The organism is Priestia sp. 179-F W1.4 NHS (genome assembly GCF_045369295.1).
GTDB classification, from domain to species: Bacteria; Bacillota; Bacilli; order Bacillales; family Bacillaceae_H; genus Priestia; species Priestia zanthoxyli.
The window spans coordinates 479,597-497,812 of sequence record NZ_JBIQFF010000001.1; the positions used below are offsets into that span (position 1 = coordinate 479,597).

The window sequence follows — 18,216 nt, forward strand, 5'->3', positions numbered from 1 at the left end:
CCGCATTGAAATATCTTTCACATAATCTGCTTATCCATTTTTAATCATAAAAAAACCTCTTTCTTTTTTTAGAAAGAGGTGAACCTTTACGAACGTTTACTCGAGATTTTTTCGTCAATCGTATCTCCTAAATATTTAGAGCGAATGGTAGCTTGTTCAATACACTGCATCATCGCTTCTTGGAAGTTATGAGAAATAAGCTGTTCGATTCCTGCTTCTGTTGTACCGCCAGGACTCATAACTTCTTTTCGAAGTACGGCCGGTGTTTTAGGTGACTGTTTCAGCATTTCTGCAGCACCGATAAGCGTTTGAAGAATTAGTTCATTTGACACTGACGTATCCAAGCCTTGTTTTTCAGCTGCTTTTTCCATTGCTTCTACTAGATAATAGACATACGCTGGGCCGCTTCCAGATAGTCCTGTTACAGCGTGAAGCTGCTCTTCCTCTACAGTTGTAACCGTACCAATCGTTTCAAATAAAGCAGTAGTAACGTTCATATGCTCCGCTGTAGCAAACTTCCCGGGTGCAATGGCTGTAGCCGATAATCCAATAGAAGCAGATGTATTTGGCATAGCTCTTACAACCGCTACTTCTTGGTCAAACAAGTTTACAATTGTGGCAGTCGATACACCCGCTAAAACAGAGAGAACGAGGTGATGGGGACGAATATAGGACTTAATCGTATTGATGCTTTCGGCTACGTCTTTTGGTTTAATAGCAAGCACGACGATATCGCTTTTTTCTATTAACAAGGCATGATTACGTGTAATGTTAATTCCATAGGCGTTTCGAAGTTCGTGAAGTCTTTTATCGCTGCTATGATTTGTTACGGTGATTTGATTGGGGCGAAGCTTTTTATCTGACAGCAGCCCTGAGATCATGGCTTCAGCCATTGATCCAGCTCCAATAAAGGCGATGTTTAAATCCGTTTTCATTAAAATTTCCTCCAGTCATTTGCTATCCAATGAAAACAGATACTGAAATTTCAGTATCTGTTAAAGGTTTGTGTTTGTGTATCTCTTCTTTATAAAATGCATAGTTATCTAAAGATATGAATAAAACTTCACTATATTTCTGTCATTATGCAATGAAAAAGAGAGGGATGTCAATGTAATTTTCAGAAAACGAAAGCAATTGTATAAATAAGGGGAAAAATCGTGTAAACTTAAAAGAAAATGCGATGGTAAAGGAGCAAAAATACAGATGAATGAGCAATTGTATAAAATTGTGCTGCCTACTCCTTTTGCGGTAGGAGATGTGAATGTTTTTGTTATAAAAGGTCAGACCGTTACGCTAATCGATGCTGGTATTAAAACGGAGGCAGCGTGGTCTGTATTTAAAGAAAAGCTTAATGAAATAGGATTAAAACCAGATGATATTAAACAAGTTGTCCTAACTCATCACCATCCTGATCACGTAGGAATGCTTGATTTTTTTGATAAAGATATTGCCATAGTCGGTCATGCGAAAAATCAGCCTTGGATCTCTCAGAATCCGGATTTTTTTGAGTGGTACGATGCGTTTTTTGAAGATCACTTTATGAAAGCGGGCGTAGATGAAAGATTTCGCCCCTATTTAAAACGTTTAAAAGCATCAATGAAGTATTCATGTCACCGTTCTCTTACGACTTCTGTGCAGGAAGGAGATTACATTCCGGGCCTAGAGAGTTGGAAAGTGCTTGAAGTGCCCGGTCATGCTCAAAGCCATATTGCATTATACAATGAAAAAACAGCGGTTATGATTGGAGGAGATTTGCTGTTAAAGCATATTTCATCTAATCCGCTTATTGAACCTCCTATGAAACCAAGCGGCGAGCGGCCTAAAACGCTTCTTCAATATAATCATTCGTTAAGACGTCTGCTTGACTTAGAGATAAGCTGTATCTATACAGGTCATGGAGATGAAGTATTACATGTCCGTGAACTTGTACAAGAGAGGTTACAAAAGCAAAGCGACCGAGCGGATAAAGTGCTTAGCATGATAAAAGAACGCCCTCAAACAGCGTTTGATATTTGCAAACAGCTATTTCCTACTATTTATGAAAAAGAACTAGGGCTAACTCTTTCTGAAACAATTGGTCAGCTCGATTTTTTAGAAGATGCAAATAAAATCAGTACACATGAAAAGGAAAGTACGCTTATTTATTCTGTGTGCTCTTAACTTACAAAAAAGGTGTGTTATATTTGAAATCCTCGTTAAAGAACCAACATGTCGTGATTACAGGCGCTTCAGGAGGTCTTGGAGAACATTTAGCTTATGAAGTGGCCAAAAGAGGGGGCGTCCCCGTTTTACTTGCACGTACAGAAGAAAAGCTGCAGCGAGTAGCTGAGCAAATTAATCAAAAGTATGGGATTACCTCTTACATATATAAAGCTGACGTAGCGAACGTAGAGGAAGTCAAAAGTGTTGTTCAGAAAATGATAAGTGAAATTAAGCGTGTTGATGTGCTGATTAATAATGCAGGCTTTGGTGTATTTGAAGAAGTGAAAGAAGCATCCATTTCGACAATTGCATCAATGTTTCAAGTCAATGTTATTGGATTAATTGCATGTACACAAGAAATTTTAGCTTATATGCTAAAAGAAAACAAAGGACATATTATTAACATTGCTTCTCAAGCAGGCAAACTGGCAACGCCTAAATCCAGTGGCTATTCAGCTTCTAAACATGCCGTGCTAGGGTTTACCAACAGCCTGCGAATGGAATTAGCAAAAACGGATATCTATGTAACCGCAGTGAATCCAGGTCCTATTCAAACCAACTTTTTTTCAATAGCGGATCAGTCAGGAAACTATGAAAAAAGTGTAGAAAAGTTTATGTTAACACCTCAATACGTAGCTGAAAAAACGGTCAATATTATTGGGAAACCAAAACGAGAAGTCAACTTGCCTAAGTGGATGAACATGGGTTCGAAGGTGTATCAGCTTGCCCCGGGGCTCGTAGAAAAATTGGCAGGGGATGCGTTTAATAGAAAATAACCTGTGCTTTAATCACAGGTTATCAATGTTTTTCGTTAATGCTTTCGTTCAGTAAAGCTGTATTTCTATGAATCTACTGCTCATCTAAAACTTTTGCAGCGCGCACACAAGAGTCGAATTTTCCTTTATGATTTCCGTCGCAAAAGGGCATCTTTTGCGACTGGCCACATCGGCATAGTGAAAATGTGGGCTTTGTTTCAAATTTATTGCCGTCTGCATCAATTAATTCAACGTCTCCAGTGACACGGAAAGAACCGTTATCCATTACTTTAATTTGTACTTTTGACATAGAAAAACCTCCTTTTTGTACACACCTATATGAAGCGCCAGAGTTTAATGAAAGCAAGATGTGTATTATACTCATTATATAAGCAATTTTCGTTTGTTTATACAATTAGTTTAAAAGGAGTTAAAGGAAAATGAATATTACCTTTACAGATAAAGCAATAACAAAAATACAAGAAAAGTACGGAAAAGATTCTTCACTATATTTAAAATTGAAATACGATACGGATGGATGCGGCTGTGTGGTGAGCGGTGTAACGACGCTATGGATTGTTGATGAAAAAGAGAGCGATGATGTGACCATCGAGACGAATTTTGTTCCCGTTCTTGTCGAAAAAACAAAGCAAGTATTTCTAGATGATAATATGACGGTTGACTACAATGAAAGTGCATATGCGTTTATGCTAAAATGTCCTTCTCAAATTTTAAATCCGCGCATGTCATTCATCGATAAAACAAAAGAAGCGCTTTAATGCGCTTCTTTTTGTATTTTTTCTAAAAATGATTCAATAACTTGTTCATATTCCCCTGGATTATCAGCATACGAGCGGGCATGAGTGCCTACAGGTGCCAAATACATCCGTTTTGCACCCATTTTTTTGGCATGCAGCTGCTCCGTCATTTTAGGAAGAATATAGTCATCTTCTTTACTATGGATAAACAGAACAGGATGTTTTATTTGATCTACGACTGAAATGGGGGATACGTCTTTAAATGAATAGCCTTCTCGCCATTTTAAAATAATATTGGCTGCTGGCATCACAAGCTGTTTGGGCAGATGGAAATCTTGTTTTAAGCGATAGGCAAGAAGTTCTTCCAAGTCTGAAAAAGGGCAGTCGACAATATAAAAATCAGCTCCGTCTTCCATTCCAGCATATAAAAGAGTGGTCGCAGCTCCCATAGACTCCCCGTGAATCCCAAGGGAAATAGTTGAACCGAATTGTTCTTTTACCCAGTGAACAACAGATTGAAGGTCCAGCTTTTCATAATAGCCGTAGCTCGTTGTTTTCCCTTCAGACTTGCCGTGACGGCGATGATCATAAAGAACGACGTTCCATCCAAGCTTCAGAAAAAGCCGAGCATATTTCATAGAATTCAGTGAATGAACTGTGACTCCATGCGAAAGAATCATAAATCGGTTGTGATCGTGTTGTTTAATAACGGTCCCAGCTATGTTATAGCCTAGAGAAGAAGGAAGTACAAATGCTTCTTTAGGAAGAGTGCTATAGACTTTCTCATCATAAAAGCCATCTTCCGTATCGCGGTCAATAATAACTTTGTCGGTCTTTTTACGGATGTACATCATTTGATTTGTAAAAAAGATGCCAAGAGCGGCAAATGCTCCGAGAACGCTTCCTACTAATAATAGCCATTTTTTCATGATTAGCGGCTCCTTTTGTTAATATAGCTATTAGTTATTATAGCATCGCTCTCATAAAAACCTAATTTTTAACGCTGTGCAAATAAAGAGTATTGCTTGCTTTCAATCGGTCTTGAAATGTAAGGAGCGATAAAATCGACCGCTTCGAGCAGCTTTTCTTCATCAATAGAAGTGGAAATACCCATTTCATGAAGCATAAAGACAAGATCTTCCGTAGCTACGTTTCCCGTTGCTCCCTTAGCAAATGGACATCCTCCTAGCCCGCCAGCGGATGAATCGAACCTGTTAATACCGGCTTGCAGAGCTGCATAGATATTTGCAATAGCCAATCCTCTCGTATCGTGAAAGTGCGCAGCAAGTAGCGTGTGGGAAAAACTTTGTTTTAATTTCGAGAAAAGTGAAAATACATCTTTAGGATTTGCCATGCCAATTGTATCGGCAACGCTTAGCTCATCTACTCCAGCTTCCACAAAGCTTTCGCAAAGGCTCAGCACGTCACGTTCATTTATTTTTCCTTCATATGGGCAATAAAAGGCGGTGGAAATGCAGGTGCGAATAAAACATTCTTGCTGCTTAAGCTGCTGAATGAGAGGAAGCAGCGTTTGGATAGCCTCTTCCGTGTTTTTGTTAATATTTTTTTGATTAAAAGTATCGCTTACGCCAATAAAAAGCGCAACCGAGCGGCAATCAGCTTGCAGTGCCTTTTCCAAGCCTTTTTGATTCGGCACCAGTACAATGTTTCGGCATGTATCAGGCTGGAATATAGGTGCAATAGTAGAAGCATCTTTCATTTGAGGAACCCATTTTGGAGAAACAAAGGATGTAATTTCGATTTCAGATAGTCCAGCTTCTTTTAATTTTTTGATAAAATTAATTTTTTTATCAGTTGGAACAAAATTTTTTTCATTTTGAAGTCCATCTCGTGGACCAACTTCTATAATTGTTACTTTTTCAGGAAACCCCATAAACCGCTCTCCTCCCACAATGTAAACGCTTACTAATATTTATTTTAATTCTAAAAAATTAAAATTCAATAAAAATTATAAATTTTTACAAAAAAAGAGGAATTTCGCAAGCGATGTCGAAATTAATACAAGTGACAGTTAATCACAGTAATCAAACAGTAAGGAGAGGTTTTCGACATGGGTCAAACAGAAGTAGTCATTGTAAGCGCTGTACGTACAGCAATCGGCAGCTTTGGGGGAAGCTTACAAAATGTATCCGCAACAACTTTAGGTGGTACTGTAATTAAAGAAGCTTTAAACAAAGCAGGGGTATCAGCAAACGAAGTAGATGAAGTTATTATGGGAAATGTCTTACAAGCAGGTTTAGGACAAAATCCAGCACGACAAGCAACTTTAGCAGCAGGGTTACCTGAAACTGTTTCAGCATTAACCATCAATAAAGTATGCGGATCAGGACTAAAAGCAGTACATCTCGCTACACAGGCGATTCTTGCTGGGGATGCTGATGTGATTGTTGCTGGTGGAATGGAAAACATGAGCCAAGCACCATACCTATTAAAAAATGCACGCAACGGGTTTAAAATGGGCGATCAAAAAGTAGTCGACAGCATGATCCAAGATGGACTATGGTGTGCATTTAACGACTACCATATGGGCGTTACAGCTGAAAACCTGTGTGATAAATATGAAATTACTCGCGACGAACAAGATGCATTTGCAGCTTCAAGTCAGCAAAAAGCAGAAGCAGCTATTCAATCTGGCCGTTTCGCAGATGAAATTGTGCCAGTAGAAGTGCCTGGAAGAAAAGGCCAAGTAACAATTTTTGAACAAGATGAGTTCCCACGCGCAGGCACAACGGCTGAAAGTCTAGGAAAGCTACGTCCAGCTTTCAAAAAAGACGGTTCAGTAACAGCTGGTAATGCATCTGGTATCAATGACGGTGCAGCTGCAGTAGTGGTAATGAGCCGTAAAAAAGCAGACGAGTTAGGCCTAACACCATTAGTGTCTATTAAAGCTAATGCAACTGCTGGAGTAGACCCAAGCATTATGGGAATCGGTCCTGTAAGCGCAGTGAAAAAGGCGCTTGAAAGAGCTGCTGTTTCATTAGAAGACGTTCAACTAGTAGAAGCAAACGAAGCATTCGCTGCACAGTCAATCGCTGTGGATCGTGAACTTCAATTTAACCATGATATTTTAAATGTAAACGGTGGAGCAATTGCGCTTGGACATCCTATTGGTGCAAGTGGTACACGTGTCCTGGTTTCACTTATTCATGAAATGCAAAAACGCGACGCAAAACTTGGTTTAGCAACGTTATGTATTGGCGGAGGCCAAGGTGTTGCAACAATCGTTGAACGTCCTTAATTTTTGATATAGCTTTAATAAACATTAAAGCTATATCACAACGCCACAGATTCCAAACATACTGCTTTGGAACTCGTGGCGTTTTTGTTTTTCTTTGAATTTTGTCTACTAATATAACTTTTTTGACAAAAAAATGATTAAATTATAATTTTTAGTTATATATATATTTAAAAAGAAATAAAAATCTTTTATAATAGATTAGAAAGCGTTTTCAAAAATAACGAAGGGGTGGTTATGTATGAAACAAGTACATACGTCGTTTAAAGAAGCGGTGAAAGATATTCACGACGGTGCTACGATGATGGTCGGTGGTTTTGGTTTATGTGGAATTCCGGAGAATTTGATTTTAGCGTTAGTTGAAACAGGGGTAAAAGATTTAACCGTAATTTCAAATAACTGCGGCGTAGACGACTGGGGACTTGGACTGCTTCTGAAAAACAAACAAATTAAAAAGATGATTGGCTCTTACGTGGGAGAAAATAAAGAGTTTGAAAGACAAGTACTGTCAGGAGAAATTGAAGTAGAATTGCTACCTCAAGGCACGCTAGCTGAAAAGATTCGCGCCGGCGGAGCGGGCATACCTGCATTTTATACACCAGCGGGAGTGGGAACACCCATTGCTGAAGGAAAAGAAGTTCGTGTGTTTGATGGGAAAGAATATTTACTAGAAGAGGCGTTAAAAGCTGATTTTAGTTTGGTTAGAGCTTGGAAAGCCGATCATATGGGGAATTTAGTGTATAACAAGACAGCGCGCAATTTCAGCCCAATGATTGCAGCAGCAGGAAAAGTGACGATAGCAGAAGTAGAGGAACTTCATCCAACAGGTTCACTTGATCCAAATATTATCCACACACCTAGTGTATATGTTCAATCGTTAATTATTGGTGAACAAGAAAAACGTATTGAGCGTTTAACCGTTCAAAAATAACAAAAGGGGAGAGATTTTTCATGATTGAAAACGGCGTGAACGTGAGAGAGCGAATTGCAAAACGTGCTGAAAAAGAAATTTTGGACGGATTTTATGTAAACCTTGGAATTGGTATTCCAACGCTTGTGGCTAATCATATCTCAGATAATAAAACGGTTGTGCTTCAGTCCGAAAACGGTTTGTTAGGCATTGGACCATATCCGAAAGAAGGAGAAGTAGATCCTGATTTAATTAATGCAGGCAAAGAAACCGTAACGGCGACAAAAGGGGCTTCTTACTTCGACAGTGCTGAATCGTTTGGCATGATTCGCGGAGGGCATATTAATATTGCGATTTTAGGAGGCATGGAAGTCTCAAAAACTGGTGACTTAGCTAACTGGATGATTCCTGGAAAAATGATTAAAGGAATGGGCGGTGCAATGGATTTAGTTCATGGAGCGCAGCGCATCATTGTTATTATGGAACATGTGACGAGAAAAGACCAACCTAAAATCTTAAATGAGTGCACCCTCCCTCTGACAGGAAAAGGGGTAGTAGATCGTATTATTACAGATCGAGCGGTCATTGACATTACGGCAGAAGGCCTAAAACTTGTCGAAGTAGCGAAAGGCTATAAGGTAGAAGATATTCAACAGTCTACAGAGCCAACTTTAATCATTGATGAACATGTAAAACTAGATGCATTTTGATTTTTGGTAACAAAAGCAAGAATATGATACAATATCTCTCAATTAAAGTAGCGGGGGAATTGTGATGGCTAAAAAAAAGCAAAAACAATCAGCACAAAAACAAAATGATCAGCTCAGTATCAAAGATCAGCTAAATGATAGCTTATTAAAACAGCTTCAGGCTAAAAAACAGGCGCTTTCTTTAAAAGAAGAAGAGCAGAAAGAAACAGAACGTAAAGAAGCTGCTCGAATTCGAAAAGAAAAAGAAAAAAATAAATCGTTTGAAGAGCTGTTAAATGAAAGTGATATGAACTGGTCCGAATTTAAAAAATAAAAGCGCCGGTAAAGGCGCTTTTATTTTTTAACGGTGAGCTTCGTATTGATTTGCTTTAAAGATTGATTGCAGCTTGCTAATTTCAGTAGGCTGAAGCGGGGAAGCCTCGACAGCTTTGACGTTTTCACGAAGCTGTGAAGAAGAGCTTGCTCCTGCTACAACCGAGGCTACCGTAGGATTAGCTAAACAGTATTGAAGTGCCGTTGAGTTTAGAGAGTGAGTTGGTCGTACGTGACGAAATTCTTCTATCGTTTTTGCTAATTCCGTACCGCTATAATCTAAGTAGCCCTTGCCCTCGAATGCAGCAAGTTTTTGCTCTCCTTTTTCGGTTAGCAGCCCTTTGGCTACTGGACCTCTCGCTACAACGCTAATGCCGTTGTCATGTAAAAGAGGAAGTGAACTTTCTTCAGGGCGTCTGTCTAACAAGCTGTATTGCATCATGACGCTAACAATAGAAGAATTTTGCACGTACTCTCGAATCACATTTGGGCGGATAGATGAAATGCCATAGTAGCGAATGACGCCTTCTTGTTTTAATTCTTCAAATGCTTCAATCGTTTCTTCAATATTGTCTTCAACAGTCCCTCCGTGCAGTTGATATAAATCGATGTGATCTGTTTGAAGACGGCGCAGGCTTTCTTTTACTTCTTCTTTTATGTAAGCTTTAGACGGATCCCATGTCCAGCTGTCTTTTGCATCATTCCAGCGATTCCCCACTTTTGTGGCTAAAATAATATCATTTCTGCGTTTTTTTAGGGCTTGTCCCACAAACTCCTCGTTTAAGCCAAAGTCATATAAATCTGCTGTATCAAAATAATTAATGCCATATTCCAGAGCTTCATCAATCATATTGACAGCGTGTTTCTGTTCCGTGCCAAGAGACATGCATCCTAAACCTAATGTACTGACCAGCAAATCTGAAGTACCTAAGCGTCTTTTTTCCATATATGCCACTCCTTATTTTTTACTTGTTTCTATCTATTGTAGCGCTATGATAGAGAGAAACTCAAATAAGAAGATTAAAAAACTGCAGCACAATTAGTGTCTGCAGTCTGCTTGTTGTTTGTAAGAATTAAAATTTTGAGAGATAGCGTTCGTCCACTCATCAACATACTGAAATTGTTCGCCGTATTCTTTTAACTTTTGCTTAATTTCCCATGCTTTACCGACTAAAATGATTTGCTTCTCGTGAACATAAACTTTCATTTTTTCTACCTCCCAAGATTCGTATGATAGAATATATGTAAGAGTCAAAAAAATAGAACGAGGTGGAGAAAATGGATCATTTAACAGAAAAAATGCGGTCTTCTGAAAAGCTGTTTGGAGGCAGAGTAATTGATTTGTACTTAGAAGAAGTAGAGCTTCCGAACGGAAAAACGAGTACAAGAGAAGTAGTTAAGCATCCTGGAGCTGTCGCTGTCATTGCGTTAACAAGCGATCATAAAATGGTTATGGTCAAACAGTATCGCAGACCGATGGATCGTATTTTAGTGGAAATTCCAGCCGGCAAGCTGGAAAAAGGAGAAGAGCCGATTGTAACGGCAAAACGTGAGTTAGAAGAAGAAACGGGCTATACAACAGATTCCCTTAGCCATATTATTTCTTTTTACACATCGCCAGGTTTTGCAGATGAGTTGGTTCACGTTTATTTAGCAGAAGATTTAAAAGTGATGACCACCAAAGCGGAATTGGACGAAGATGAATTTGTTGAAGTGATGGAAGTTACTGTAGATGAGGCCCTTACTCTTATTCAAAACAAAGAAATTTACGATGCAAAAACAGCATATGCTGTGCAGTACTTACAGTTAAAAAGCGGATTAGGAGAGTAAGAGAGTTTTTTCTTTTACATACGTACGGCAATCTAGCAATTTAGAGGTTTACATTGAAACGTCATTTGATGTGAGAAAAAACAGGCATGCGCGTATCTCTAGCTTAAAAAATGTGTGACAACCATATATTAGTTGAAGAAAAATCCGAACGATAAATAGAGATTCTTGATTTAGAATCAAATTCGTTCGGATTTTTTTTAAGTTAATGGTGAACGTAGCTTTCATTTATGTAGTTGGTTCTAGCGGTTGATTGGAGGTCAAGGCGAAGACTCCTGCGGGAAAAGCGGAATAGGTGAGACCCCGCAGGAGCGTACGCGACGAGGAGGCTCACCGGCCGCCCGCGGAAAGCGAAGCCTTGCATGAAAATCAACAGCGGTATCACAAGCTATCCATACTATCTCATTTGTTCTTATTTAGATTAGATTAATTTCATTATGTCTTAATCTCTTTTTTATGTGATAGATTTAAAAGATTCTTGGCATAGTTTTTGTACTCTATCATACACTCTATTAAGCGATTAATAGGAGGAAGACGATGAGAAAAAAACAATTGCCATTATCGTATGCAAGACATTTTCAAGAAAACAGTTCTATTTATTTATTTGTAACCGTGCTGTTTTTAATGGGAATCATTTTTGGGGCTATTGTTGTAAATAGTTTGACGCTTGATCAAAAAGAAGACCTGTACTTCTATTTAAACCGGTTTTTCGGACAGGTAAAGAGTGGGGAAGTAGCAAGCAACGTTGAAATGTTTCAGCAAAGTTTTTTTCACAATGTTAAATACTTAGGGCTCATTTGGATACTAGGAATTGCTATTATTGGTTTGCCTGTAGTGTTAATTCTGCTGTTTTTAAAAGGAATGGTGATTGGTTTTACCGTAGGCTTTTTAGTCAATCAAATGGGACTCTCTGGGTTTGCGCTATCTTTTGTATCTGTTATGCCGCAAAATATCTTTCTCATACCGGCATTTCTGATTCTGTCTGCAGCTTCAGTTGCCTTTTCTTTGAAGCTCGTGCGGCAGCAGTTTTTTAAAAAAGCAGCGGAGCCTATTTCTGCATCCTTTTTACGCTATAGCGGCACGATGATTGCAATGATATGCTTGGTTGCCTGTGCAGCTACAGTTGAAGCTTATGTATCACCTACTTTAATGAAAAGTGTAATGGCTCTATTAAATAAGTAAGAATAAGTATTAAATAAAAAGAATTCTTTTTTCTTATTAAGAATAACTTTATTTTGACACCCTCGACACATCTGATATAATGGATTAGTGAATGGCGAGGGAGGGAATAATTATGGAAAGTCGAATTGAGCGAATTAAGCAGCAGTTGCACTCAGCTAGCTATAAATTGACACCTCAACGTGAGGCGACTGTAAGAGTACTTCTTGAACATGAAGAGGATCATTTAAGTGCCGAAGATGTATATCTCCTCGTCAAGGAAAAGTCTCCGGAAATTGGATTGGCAACTGTTTATCGTACGTTAGAATTGTTAACTGAACTTAAAATTGTTGATAAAATAAACTTTGGCGATGGCGTTTCTCGCTACGATTTAAGACAAGAAGGAGCCGCACACTTTCATCATCACCTTGTGTGTATGGAATGTGGATCTGTGGACGAAATTCAAGAAGATTTGCTTGAAGACGTTGAAGAAATTGTGGAAAAGCAATGGAATTTTAAAATTAAAGATCACCGCTTGACATTTCATGGCATTTGCCATCGCTGTCAGGATAAAGAAGACAAGCAGTAAAAGCCTTTTCCATAATGGAGAAGGTTTTTTGTTGTACATAAATAGAAAAAATAAAGAGGTTACAAGCTATATGGTTTTATAGAAAGGAAGGAAATGACAAGGAGAGAACTCAGCGTATAAAGGCAAGAAACATGTATAAAACCTGTCCCAATTGGCATATCTTCTAATAGAATCAAAAATTGGAGGAATTGTTTCATGAAATCATGGGCTGAAATGGTATATAATACATGTAAAGTATTTATCTTATTTACCGGGTTTACTCTTTTGTTTTATTTTGGAATGATATGGGTATCTCAAGAGTATCAAAATTATAAACGTTATGATGAGCCGTCGGGTTCAGCAGTTAAGGTCATGCAAGCAAGTGTGAACAAAGATCAGACGTGGCTGGAGCGTTTATTTATGTTTTATCAAAACGGGGAGTAGAGGCTATTGAATGATCAAATTCAAGATTTTATTCATTATTTAGTAGTAGAGCGGGGACTGGCGAAAAATACGATTGATTCGTATGAACGAGATTTAAAAAAGTATGCTCAATATTTAGAGCATGTAGAGCAGCTGAAATCATTTAATGAAGTAACAAGACTCCACATCGTTAATTTTCTGAAATATTTAAGTGATCAGCAAAAATCATCTAAAACGATTGCGAGACATGTAGCTTCAACTAGATCTTTTCATCAATTCTTACTAAGGGAAAAAGCAGCGGATACAGATCCATCCGTTCATATTGATACTCCGCAGCTTGAGCGCAAGCTGCCAAAAGTGCTAAATGCAGAGGAAGTAGAGGCGCTGTTAAATGTGTTTGATACTTCGACGCCTTTTGGCATACGAGACAAAGCGATGCTTGAATTGCTTTATGCTACTGGAATTCGTGTATCTGAACTCGTTAACTTAAATATTGATGATGCACATTTGACGATGGGATTTATTCGGTGTATCGGAAAAGGGAATAAAGAAAGAATTGTCCCCATCGGAAGGTTGGCAACAGAGGCGATTGAAGAGTACTTACAGCATGGCCGGAGTATTTTAACAAAGCAAAAGGAACAGGACAAAGCACTTTTTGTTAATCATCATGGAAGGCGCTTGACAAGGCAGGGGTTTTGGAAAATATTAAAAAAGTTAGCTTCTGAAGCAAAAATTGAAAAAGAATTAACTCCACATACGTTACGGCATTCGTTTGCTACTCATTTGTTAGAGAACGGCGCGGATTTGAGAGCCGTTCAAGAAATGCTCGGGCATGCGGATATTTCGACCACTCAAATTTATACACATGTCACAAAAGCTCGTTTAAAAGATGTATACAATCAGTTTCACCCGCGAGCGTAGGAAGATCCCAATGTCCAGTAAGTTCATAGACATTGGTTTTTTTGATTGAAAACACTTTCATTCCTGTGTACAAAAAAATAAAAAGCGTCTATACTAATAGAGAGGTCAGACTTCTGACCAATAAGAGAAGATGGTTAAATTATTTCCAAACGGGAATTTTATAGAGAATAAATAAATTGATATTTGGAGGGAATAAAATGGCGCATACATATAAACGCGTATTTTTAGTTGTAATGGATTCAGTAGGTATCGGTGAATCACCGGATGCTGAAAAATACAATGATAAAGGTGCCGATACGTTTGGTCATATTGCAGAGCACTGCAACGGTCTTCATATGCCTAATATGGCTAAGCTTGGTCTAAGCAATATCCGTGAAATTAAAGGAATTGATAAAGCCGAAAAACCGTTGGCTTACTATACAAAGATGCAGGAAGCTTCTGCCGGAAAAGATACAATGACAGGTCATTGGGAAATTATGGGGCTTAATATTGATACGCCTTTTAATGTGTTTCCAGACGGATTTCCAGAAGAGCTGATTTCACAATTAGAAGAAAAAACAGGCCGTAAAATTATTGGGAACAAACCAGCATCTGGTACAGAAATTTTAGATGAGTTAGGAAAGCAGCATATGGAAACAGGTGACTTAATCGTCTATACATCAGCGGATTCTGTTTTGCAAATTGCTGCTCATGAAGAAATTGTTCCAATTAATGAATTGTACAAAATTTGTGAGATTGCTCGTGAATTAACGCTTGATGATCCATATATGATTGGACGTGTTATTGCTCGCCCGTTTTTAGGTGAACCAGGTAACTTCACTCGTACATCCAATCGTCATGACTATGCATTAAAGCCTTTTGGACGTACAGTAATGAATGAATTAAAAGACAATGACATCGATGTTATTGCTATCGGTAAAATTTCTGATATTTACGACGGAGAAGGGGTCACAAAATCTCTTCGTACCAAGTCGAATATGGACGGCATGGATAAGCTAGTTGATACATTAAACATGGACTTCACAGGCTTAAGCTTCTTAAATTTAGTTGATTTTGATGCTCTCTATGGCCATCGCCGCGATCCACAAGGATATGGGCAAGCGCTTGAAGAATATGATGCACGCTTGGAAGAAGTATTTGATTTATTAAAAGAAGATGATTTATTGATTATTACAGCGGATCATGGAAATGACCCTGTTCATCATGGGACAGACCATACGCGTGAATACGTTCCGCTTCTTGTGTACAATAAAGGCATGAAAGAAGGAAAAGAACTTTCTATTCGTCAAACGTTTGCGGATATTGGCGCAACGGTAGCAGAAAATTTTGGCGTAGCAATGCCTAAGCATGGAAAAAGTTTTTTACAAGAGCTGAATTAAGCAGGGGGAATGGAGTATGAAAAAAGAATATATCGAAAAAGCAGCAGCATATATTAAAAATCAATCAGCTGTTACACCAACCATTGGTCTTATTTTAGGTTCTGGACTAGGGGTATTAGCTGACGAAATTGAAGGCGCGGTAAAAATTCCGTACAACGACATTCCTGAGTTCCCGGTTTCAACAGTTGAAGGTCACGCTGGTCAATTAGTCATTGGCACCATTCATGACGTACCGGTTGTAGCTATGCAAGGACGTTTTCACTTTTATGAAGGGTACGCCCTTGATAAAGTAACATTTCCAGTGCGCGTAATGAAAGAAATCGGTGTAGAAACGTTGATTGTAACGAATGCAGCAGGCGGAGTAAACGAATCCTTTAATCCAGGAGACTTAATGATTATTTCTGATCATATTAATAACTTTGGAACGAACCCTTTGATTGGACCTAATGACTCTGATTTTGGCGTAAGATTCCCGGATATGTCAACTGCTTACTGCAAGGACCTTCGTCAATTAGCGAAGAAAGTAGGAGCTGATTTAAATATCGCCTTACAAGAAGGTGTATATGTAGGAAATACAGGTCCAACATATGAAACGCCTGCTGAAGTACGCATGCTTCGCATTATCGGGGGAGACGCGGTCGGTATGTCTACAGTACCAGAAGTTATTGTAGCACGCCATGCAGGTATGAAAGTACTGGGTATTTCTTGTATTTCTAATATGGCAGCTGGTATTTTAGATCAGCCCTTAAATCATGAAGAAGTGATTGAAACGACTGAAAAAGTAAAACAGCAGTTTTTATCGCTTGTAAAAGAAGTAGTAAAGCAACTTCCAGCTGATCAAAAATAAGAAGAAAATATGACTTCAAGCATCGAGAATTTCTCGATGCTTTTTTTATTTCGTTTAGTATAAATCGATTATACCTTGGAAAAAATAGGTTGTATAAAGAATGGAGGTTTGTGGAGATGAAGCGAACTATTGTAAAGTTACTCGTTGTCATATTTTTATTTCCACTTATGACGCAACCTGTTTTAGCCGCAGAAAAAAAGAGTTCTGAGCTTGCTGACAGTGCTAGGTCAGCTATTTTAATTGAACGGGATACAGGAAAAATTCTATACGAAAAAAATAGTAATCAAGAACTTCCCCCTGCCAGTATGACTAAAATTATGACAATGATTTTAATTATGGAGGCTTTGGATAAAGGGAAAATTACCTTAAAAGATAAAGTGCGAGCAAGTGAATATGCCGCTTCAATGGGAGGCTCACAAATCTTTTTAGAGCCCGGAGAAGAAATGACGGTAAATGATTTGCTAAAAGGGATTGCGATAGGTTCTGGTAACGATGCTTCTATGGCAATGGCTGAATATTTAGCTGGATCAGAAGAAAAATTTGTAGCAAAGATGAACCAAAAAGCGAAAGAGCTTGGTTTGACTCATACAAAATTTCAAAATCCGACAGGCCTGCCTGTAGAAAATCACTATAGTACAGCTCATGATATGGCCATGATGGGCAGAGAGCTACTAAAGTATGAAAAAATTATTAACTATACAAGTAAATACGAAGCTTATTTACGCACGGATACAGATAAGAAGTTTTGGTTAGTAAATACGAATCGCTTAGTGAAGTTTTATCCCGGGGTTGATGGACTCAAAACGGGATTTACAGGTCAAGCTAAGTATTGCCTGACAGCTACCGCTAAAAAGGGAAATATGCGTGTGTTAGCGGTTGTATTCGGTGCAAGCACGCCAAAAGATCGCAATAATCAAGTAACCAAAATGTTAGACTACGCATTCAGTCAATATACAACGAAGCCTTTATACAAAAAAGGAGACGTTATTGCCAAGATAGATGTAAACAAGGGTAGTGAAGATCAGGTAACAGCCGTTACGTCAGAGCCTATTTCTGTTTTATTGAAAAAAGGAAATGCAGCCAAAGATGTTAAAACAGAAGTGAAAATGAACGAGAAGTTAAATGCGCCTATTCAAAAAGGCGACAAAATTGGAACGTTGACCATTAAGAAGGATAACAAAGTAATGAGTTCTTCACCGCTTCTTGCAAAAGAAGATATCGATGCTGCTTCTTGGTGGAAGCTATTTAAACGTACGTTCTCTATTTTCTCTCAAACATCTTAAACAGCTAAATGTGACGAAATAGAACTAGTTTTGTCGGTGAGAAGGATTCTATTCTGTTGGCAGCGAAAGATTGACTATAAGATTTCCGAGGAGGTTTGTATAGTGAGTCTTTCAATTGAATTGGAATTCAAACAAGATGTCTTGTTGGTTCGATTAACAGGAGAATTAGATCATCATACGGCTGAAGAGCTAAGAAGCAAAATCACCCAAGCGATAGAGAAGGAATCTATCAGCCATTTGATTTTAAATTTACAGCATTTAACCTTTATGGACAGCTCTGGGTTGGGGGTTATTTTAGGGAGATACAAACAAGTTCATAATAACGGTGGGGAAATGGTTGTATGCGCTATTTCTCCCGCTGTAGAACGTTTGTTTAATATGTCAGGCTTATTTAAAATTATTCGTTTTGAACCTAATGAAGAAAACGCGCTTCAAAAATTGGGGGTGGCATAATGAAAAATCAAATGAACCTCCAATTTTCCGCGCTTAGTCAAAATGAATCGTTTGCCCGCGTCACGGTAGCATCATTTATTACGCAGTTAGATCCAACAATGGATGAGTTAACAGAAATTAAAACAGTCGTATCTGAAGCAGTAACAAATGCTATTATTCACGGCTACGAAAGCAATCCGGATGGTGTGGTATATATTTCTGTGACGCTTCATGAAGACGGTGTAGTCGAGCTGATGATTCGTGATGAAGGAATTGGTATTGATAATGTGGATGAAGCCAAGCAGCCTTTATACACAACGAAACCAGATCTAGAACGTTCTGGAATGGGTTTCACCATAATGGAAAACTTTATGGACGAAATTCGAGTAGAGTCTACTGTATTAGAAGGTACGACCTTATATTTAAAAAAGCACTTAACAAATAGTAAAGCGCTATGTAATTAAGGAGACTTGCC

Annotated in this window: 23 protein-coding genes; 17 read left to right on the plus strand and 6 right to left on the minus strand. The window is 38.4% G+C overall.

The features are described 5' to 3' along the window. Positions 1-86: 86 nt before the first annotated feature. Complete coding sequence (gene proI, locus ACH0CI_RS02435) at positions 87-935, minus strand: pyrroline-5-carboxylate reductase ProI (RefSeq protein WP_034270974.1); 849 nt, start codon at positions 933-935, stop codon at positions 87-89. A 268-nt stretch (positions 936-1,203) separates the two neighbouring features. Here proI and ACH0CI_RS02440 point away from each other — a divergent pair, with 268 nt between their 5' ends. Both ACH0CI_RS02440 and ACH0CI_RS02445 read left to right on the plus strand, forming a co-directional pair. After that, entirely contained in the window at positions 1,204-2,160 is a 957-nt protein-coding gene (locus ACH0CI_RS02440) for an MBL fold metallo-hydrolase (RefSeq protein WP_028411561.1), read from the plus strand. A 23-nt stretch (positions 2,161-2,183) separates the two neighbouring features. After that, positions 2,184-2,978 (plus strand): SDR family NAD(P)-dependent oxidoreductase, encoded by a 795-nt coding sequence (locus tag ACH0CI_RS02445; protein ID WP_034270970.1) that lies wholly within the window; start codon positions 2,184-2,186, stop codon positions 2,976-2,978. Positions 2,979-3,051: 73 nt separating this feature from the next. Here the strand turns inward: ACH0CI_RS02445 and ACH0CI_RS02450 are convergent, their stop codons facing one another. Next, positions 3,052-3,267, minus strand: coding sequence for a CDGSH iron-sulfur domain-containing protein (locus tag ACH0CI_RS02450; protein WP_028410691.1), 216 nt, complete (start codon positions 3,265-3,267; stop codon positions 3,052-3,054). Positions 3,268-3,397: 130 nt separating this feature from the next. Between ACH0CI_RS02450 and ACH0CI_RS02455 the strand changes: the two genes are divergently transcribed. Then, on the plus strand, positions 3,398-3,736 hold the full coding sequence (locus ACH0CI_RS02455) for an iron-sulfur cluster biosynthesis family protein (RefSeq protein WP_028411559.1): 339 nt from the start codon (positions 3,398-3,400) through the stop codon (positions 3,734-3,736). Here the strand turns inward: ACH0CI_RS02455 and ACH0CI_RS02460 are convergent. Together ACH0CI_RS02460 and ACH0CI_RS02465 are read right to left on the minus strand one after the other, a co-directional pair. Continuing rightward, complete coding sequence (locus ACH0CI_RS02460; RefSeq protein ID WP_033579727.1) at positions 3,733-4,644, minus strand: alpha/beta hydrolase; 912 nt, start codon at positions 4,642-4,644, stop codon at positions 3,733-3,735. The genes ACH0CI_RS02455 and ACH0CI_RS02460 overlap by 4 nt on opposite strands. 68 nt (positions 4,645-4,712) lie before the next feature. Continuing rightward, the gene (locus ACH0CI_RS02465; protein ID WP_335388348.1) at positions 4,713-5,609 is read right to left on the minus strand and encodes a hydroxymethylglutaryl-CoA lyase; all 897 of its coding nucleotides are present in this window, start codon (positions 5,607-5,609) and stop codon (positions 4,713-4,715) included. A gap of 177 nt (positions 5,610-5,786) precedes the next feature. Between ACH0CI_RS02465 and ACH0CI_RS02470 the strand changes: the two genes are divergently transcribed. From ACH0CI_RS02470 to ACH0CI_RS02485, 4 genes are all read left to right on the plus strand, one after another. Continuing rightward, positions 5,787-6,974, plus strand: a complete 1,188-nt coding sequence (locus tag ACH0CI_RS02470; protein ID WP_028411556.1) for an acetyl-CoA C-acetyltransferase — start codon at positions 5,787-5,789, stop codon at positions 6,972-6,974. A 238-nt stretch (positions 6,975-7,212) separates the two neighbouring features. Beyond that, a complete protein-coding gene (locus ACH0CI_RS02475; protein ID WP_028411555.1) occupies positions 7,213-7,902 on the plus strand; it encodes a CoA transferase subunit A in 690 nt (229 codons plus the stop codon). Positions 7,903-7,922: 20 nt separating this feature from the next. After that, on the plus strand, positions 7,923-8,591 hold the full coding sequence (locus ACH0CI_RS02480; RefSeq protein ID WP_406900833.1) for a 3-oxoacid CoA-transferase subunit B: 669 nt from the start codon (positions 7,923-7,925) through the stop codon (positions 8,589-8,591). Between the two features lie 64 nt (positions 8,592-8,655). Then, entirely contained in the window at positions 8,656-8,904 is a 249-nt protein-coding gene (locus tag ACH0CI_RS02485) for a YqkE family protein (protein WP_033579729.1), read from the plus strand. A 27-nt stretch (positions 8,905-8,931) separates the two neighbouring features. On the opposite strand, the gene ACH0CI_RS02490 is transcribed toward ACH0CI_RS02485, so the two are convergent. Next, complete coding sequence (locus ACH0CI_RS02490) at positions 8,932-9,849, minus strand: aldo/keto reductase (protein WP_335707644.1); 918 nt, start codon at positions 9,847-9,849, stop codon at positions 8,932-8,934. Between the two features lie 93 nt (positions 9,850-9,942). Further along, positions 9,943-10,110 (minus strand): Z-ring formation inhibitor MciZ, encoded by a 168-nt coding sequence (gene mciZ, locus ACH0CI_RS02495; RefSeq protein ID WP_033579730.1) that lies wholly within the window; start codon positions 10,108-10,110, stop codon positions 9,943-9,945. Between the two features lie 71 nt (positions 10,111-10,181). Here mciZ and ACH0CI_RS02500 point away from each other — a divergent pair, with 71 nt between their 5' ends. The 10 genes from ACH0CI_RS02500 to spoIIAB all read left to right on the plus strand — a co-directional run bounded on the left by ACH0CI_RS02500 (position 10,182) and on the right by spoIIAB (position 18,205). Next, positions 10,182-10,733, plus strand: a complete 552-nt coding sequence (locus ACH0CI_RS02500) for an NUDIX hydrolase (protein WP_028411551.1) — start codon at positions 10,182-10,184, stop codon at positions 10,731-10,733. Positions 10,734-11,267: 534 nt separating this feature from the next. Further along, positions 11,268-11,912: a stage II sporulation protein M gene (gene spoIIM / locus ACH0CI_RS02505; protein ID WP_335707643.1), complete on the plus strand. Its 645-nt coding sequence runs from the start codon at positions 11,268-11,270 to the stop codon at positions 11,910-11,912. Between the two features lie 112 nt (positions 11,913-12,024). Further along, positions 12,025-12,477 carry a ferric iron uptake transcriptional regulator gene (gene fur, locus ACH0CI_RS02510; protein WP_013059082.1) on the plus strand — a complete coding sequence of 151 codons (453 nt, stop codon included), beginning with the start codon at positions 12,025-12,027 and terminating at the stop codon, positions 12,475-12,477. Positions 12,478-12,672: 195 nt separating this feature from the next. Next, entirely contained in the window at positions 12,673-12,900 is a 228-nt protein-coding gene (locus ACH0CI_RS02515) for a YqzK family protein (protein WP_013059081.1), read from the plus strand. 6 nt (positions 12,901-12,906) lie between these two features. After that, positions 12,907-13,800: a site-specific tyrosine recombinase XerD gene (xerD, locus tag ACH0CI_RS02520; protein ID WP_028411550.1), complete on the plus strand. Its 894-nt coding sequence runs from the start codon at positions 12,907-12,909 to the stop codon at positions 13,798-13,800. Between the two features lie 197 nt (positions 13,801-13,997). Beyond that, on the plus strand, positions 13,998-15,179 hold the full coding sequence (deoB, locus tag ACH0CI_RS02525) for a phosphopentomutase (RefSeq protein ID WP_406900835.1): 1,182 nt from the start codon (positions 13,998-14,000) through the stop codon (positions 15,177-15,179). A 16-nt stretch (positions 15,180-15,195) separates the two neighbouring features. Beyond that, the gene (locus tag ACH0CI_RS02530; RefSeq protein ID WP_028411548.1) at positions 15,196-16,026 is read left to right on the plus strand and encodes a purine-nucleoside phosphorylase; all 831 of its coding nucleotides are present in this window, start codon (positions 15,196-15,198) and stop codon (positions 16,024-16,026) included. A 116-nt stretch (positions 16,027-16,142) separates the two neighbouring features. Beyond that, the gene (locus ACH0CI_RS02535) at positions 16,143-17,309 is read left to right on the plus strand and encodes a D-alanyl-D-alanine carboxypeptidase family protein (protein WP_033579732.1); all 1,167 of its coding nucleotides are present in this window, start codon (positions 16,143-16,145) and stop codon (positions 17,307-17,309) included. A gap of 102 nt (positions 17,310-17,411) precedes the next feature. Further along, a complete protein-coding gene (gene spoIIAA, locus ACH0CI_RS02540; RefSeq protein WP_014458299.1) occupies positions 17,412-17,762 on the plus strand; it encodes an anti-sigma F factor antagonist in 351 nt (116 codons plus the stop codon). Next, positions 17,762-18,205: an anti-sigma F factor gene (spoIIAB, locus tag ACH0CI_RS02545; RefSeq protein ID WP_013084935.1), complete on the plus strand. Its 444-nt coding sequence runs from the start codon at positions 17,762-17,764 to the stop codon at positions 18,203-18,205. The genes spoIIAA and spoIIAB overlap by 1 nt, the downstream gene beginning before the upstream one ends. Positions 18,206-18,216: the final 11 nt, after the last annotated feature.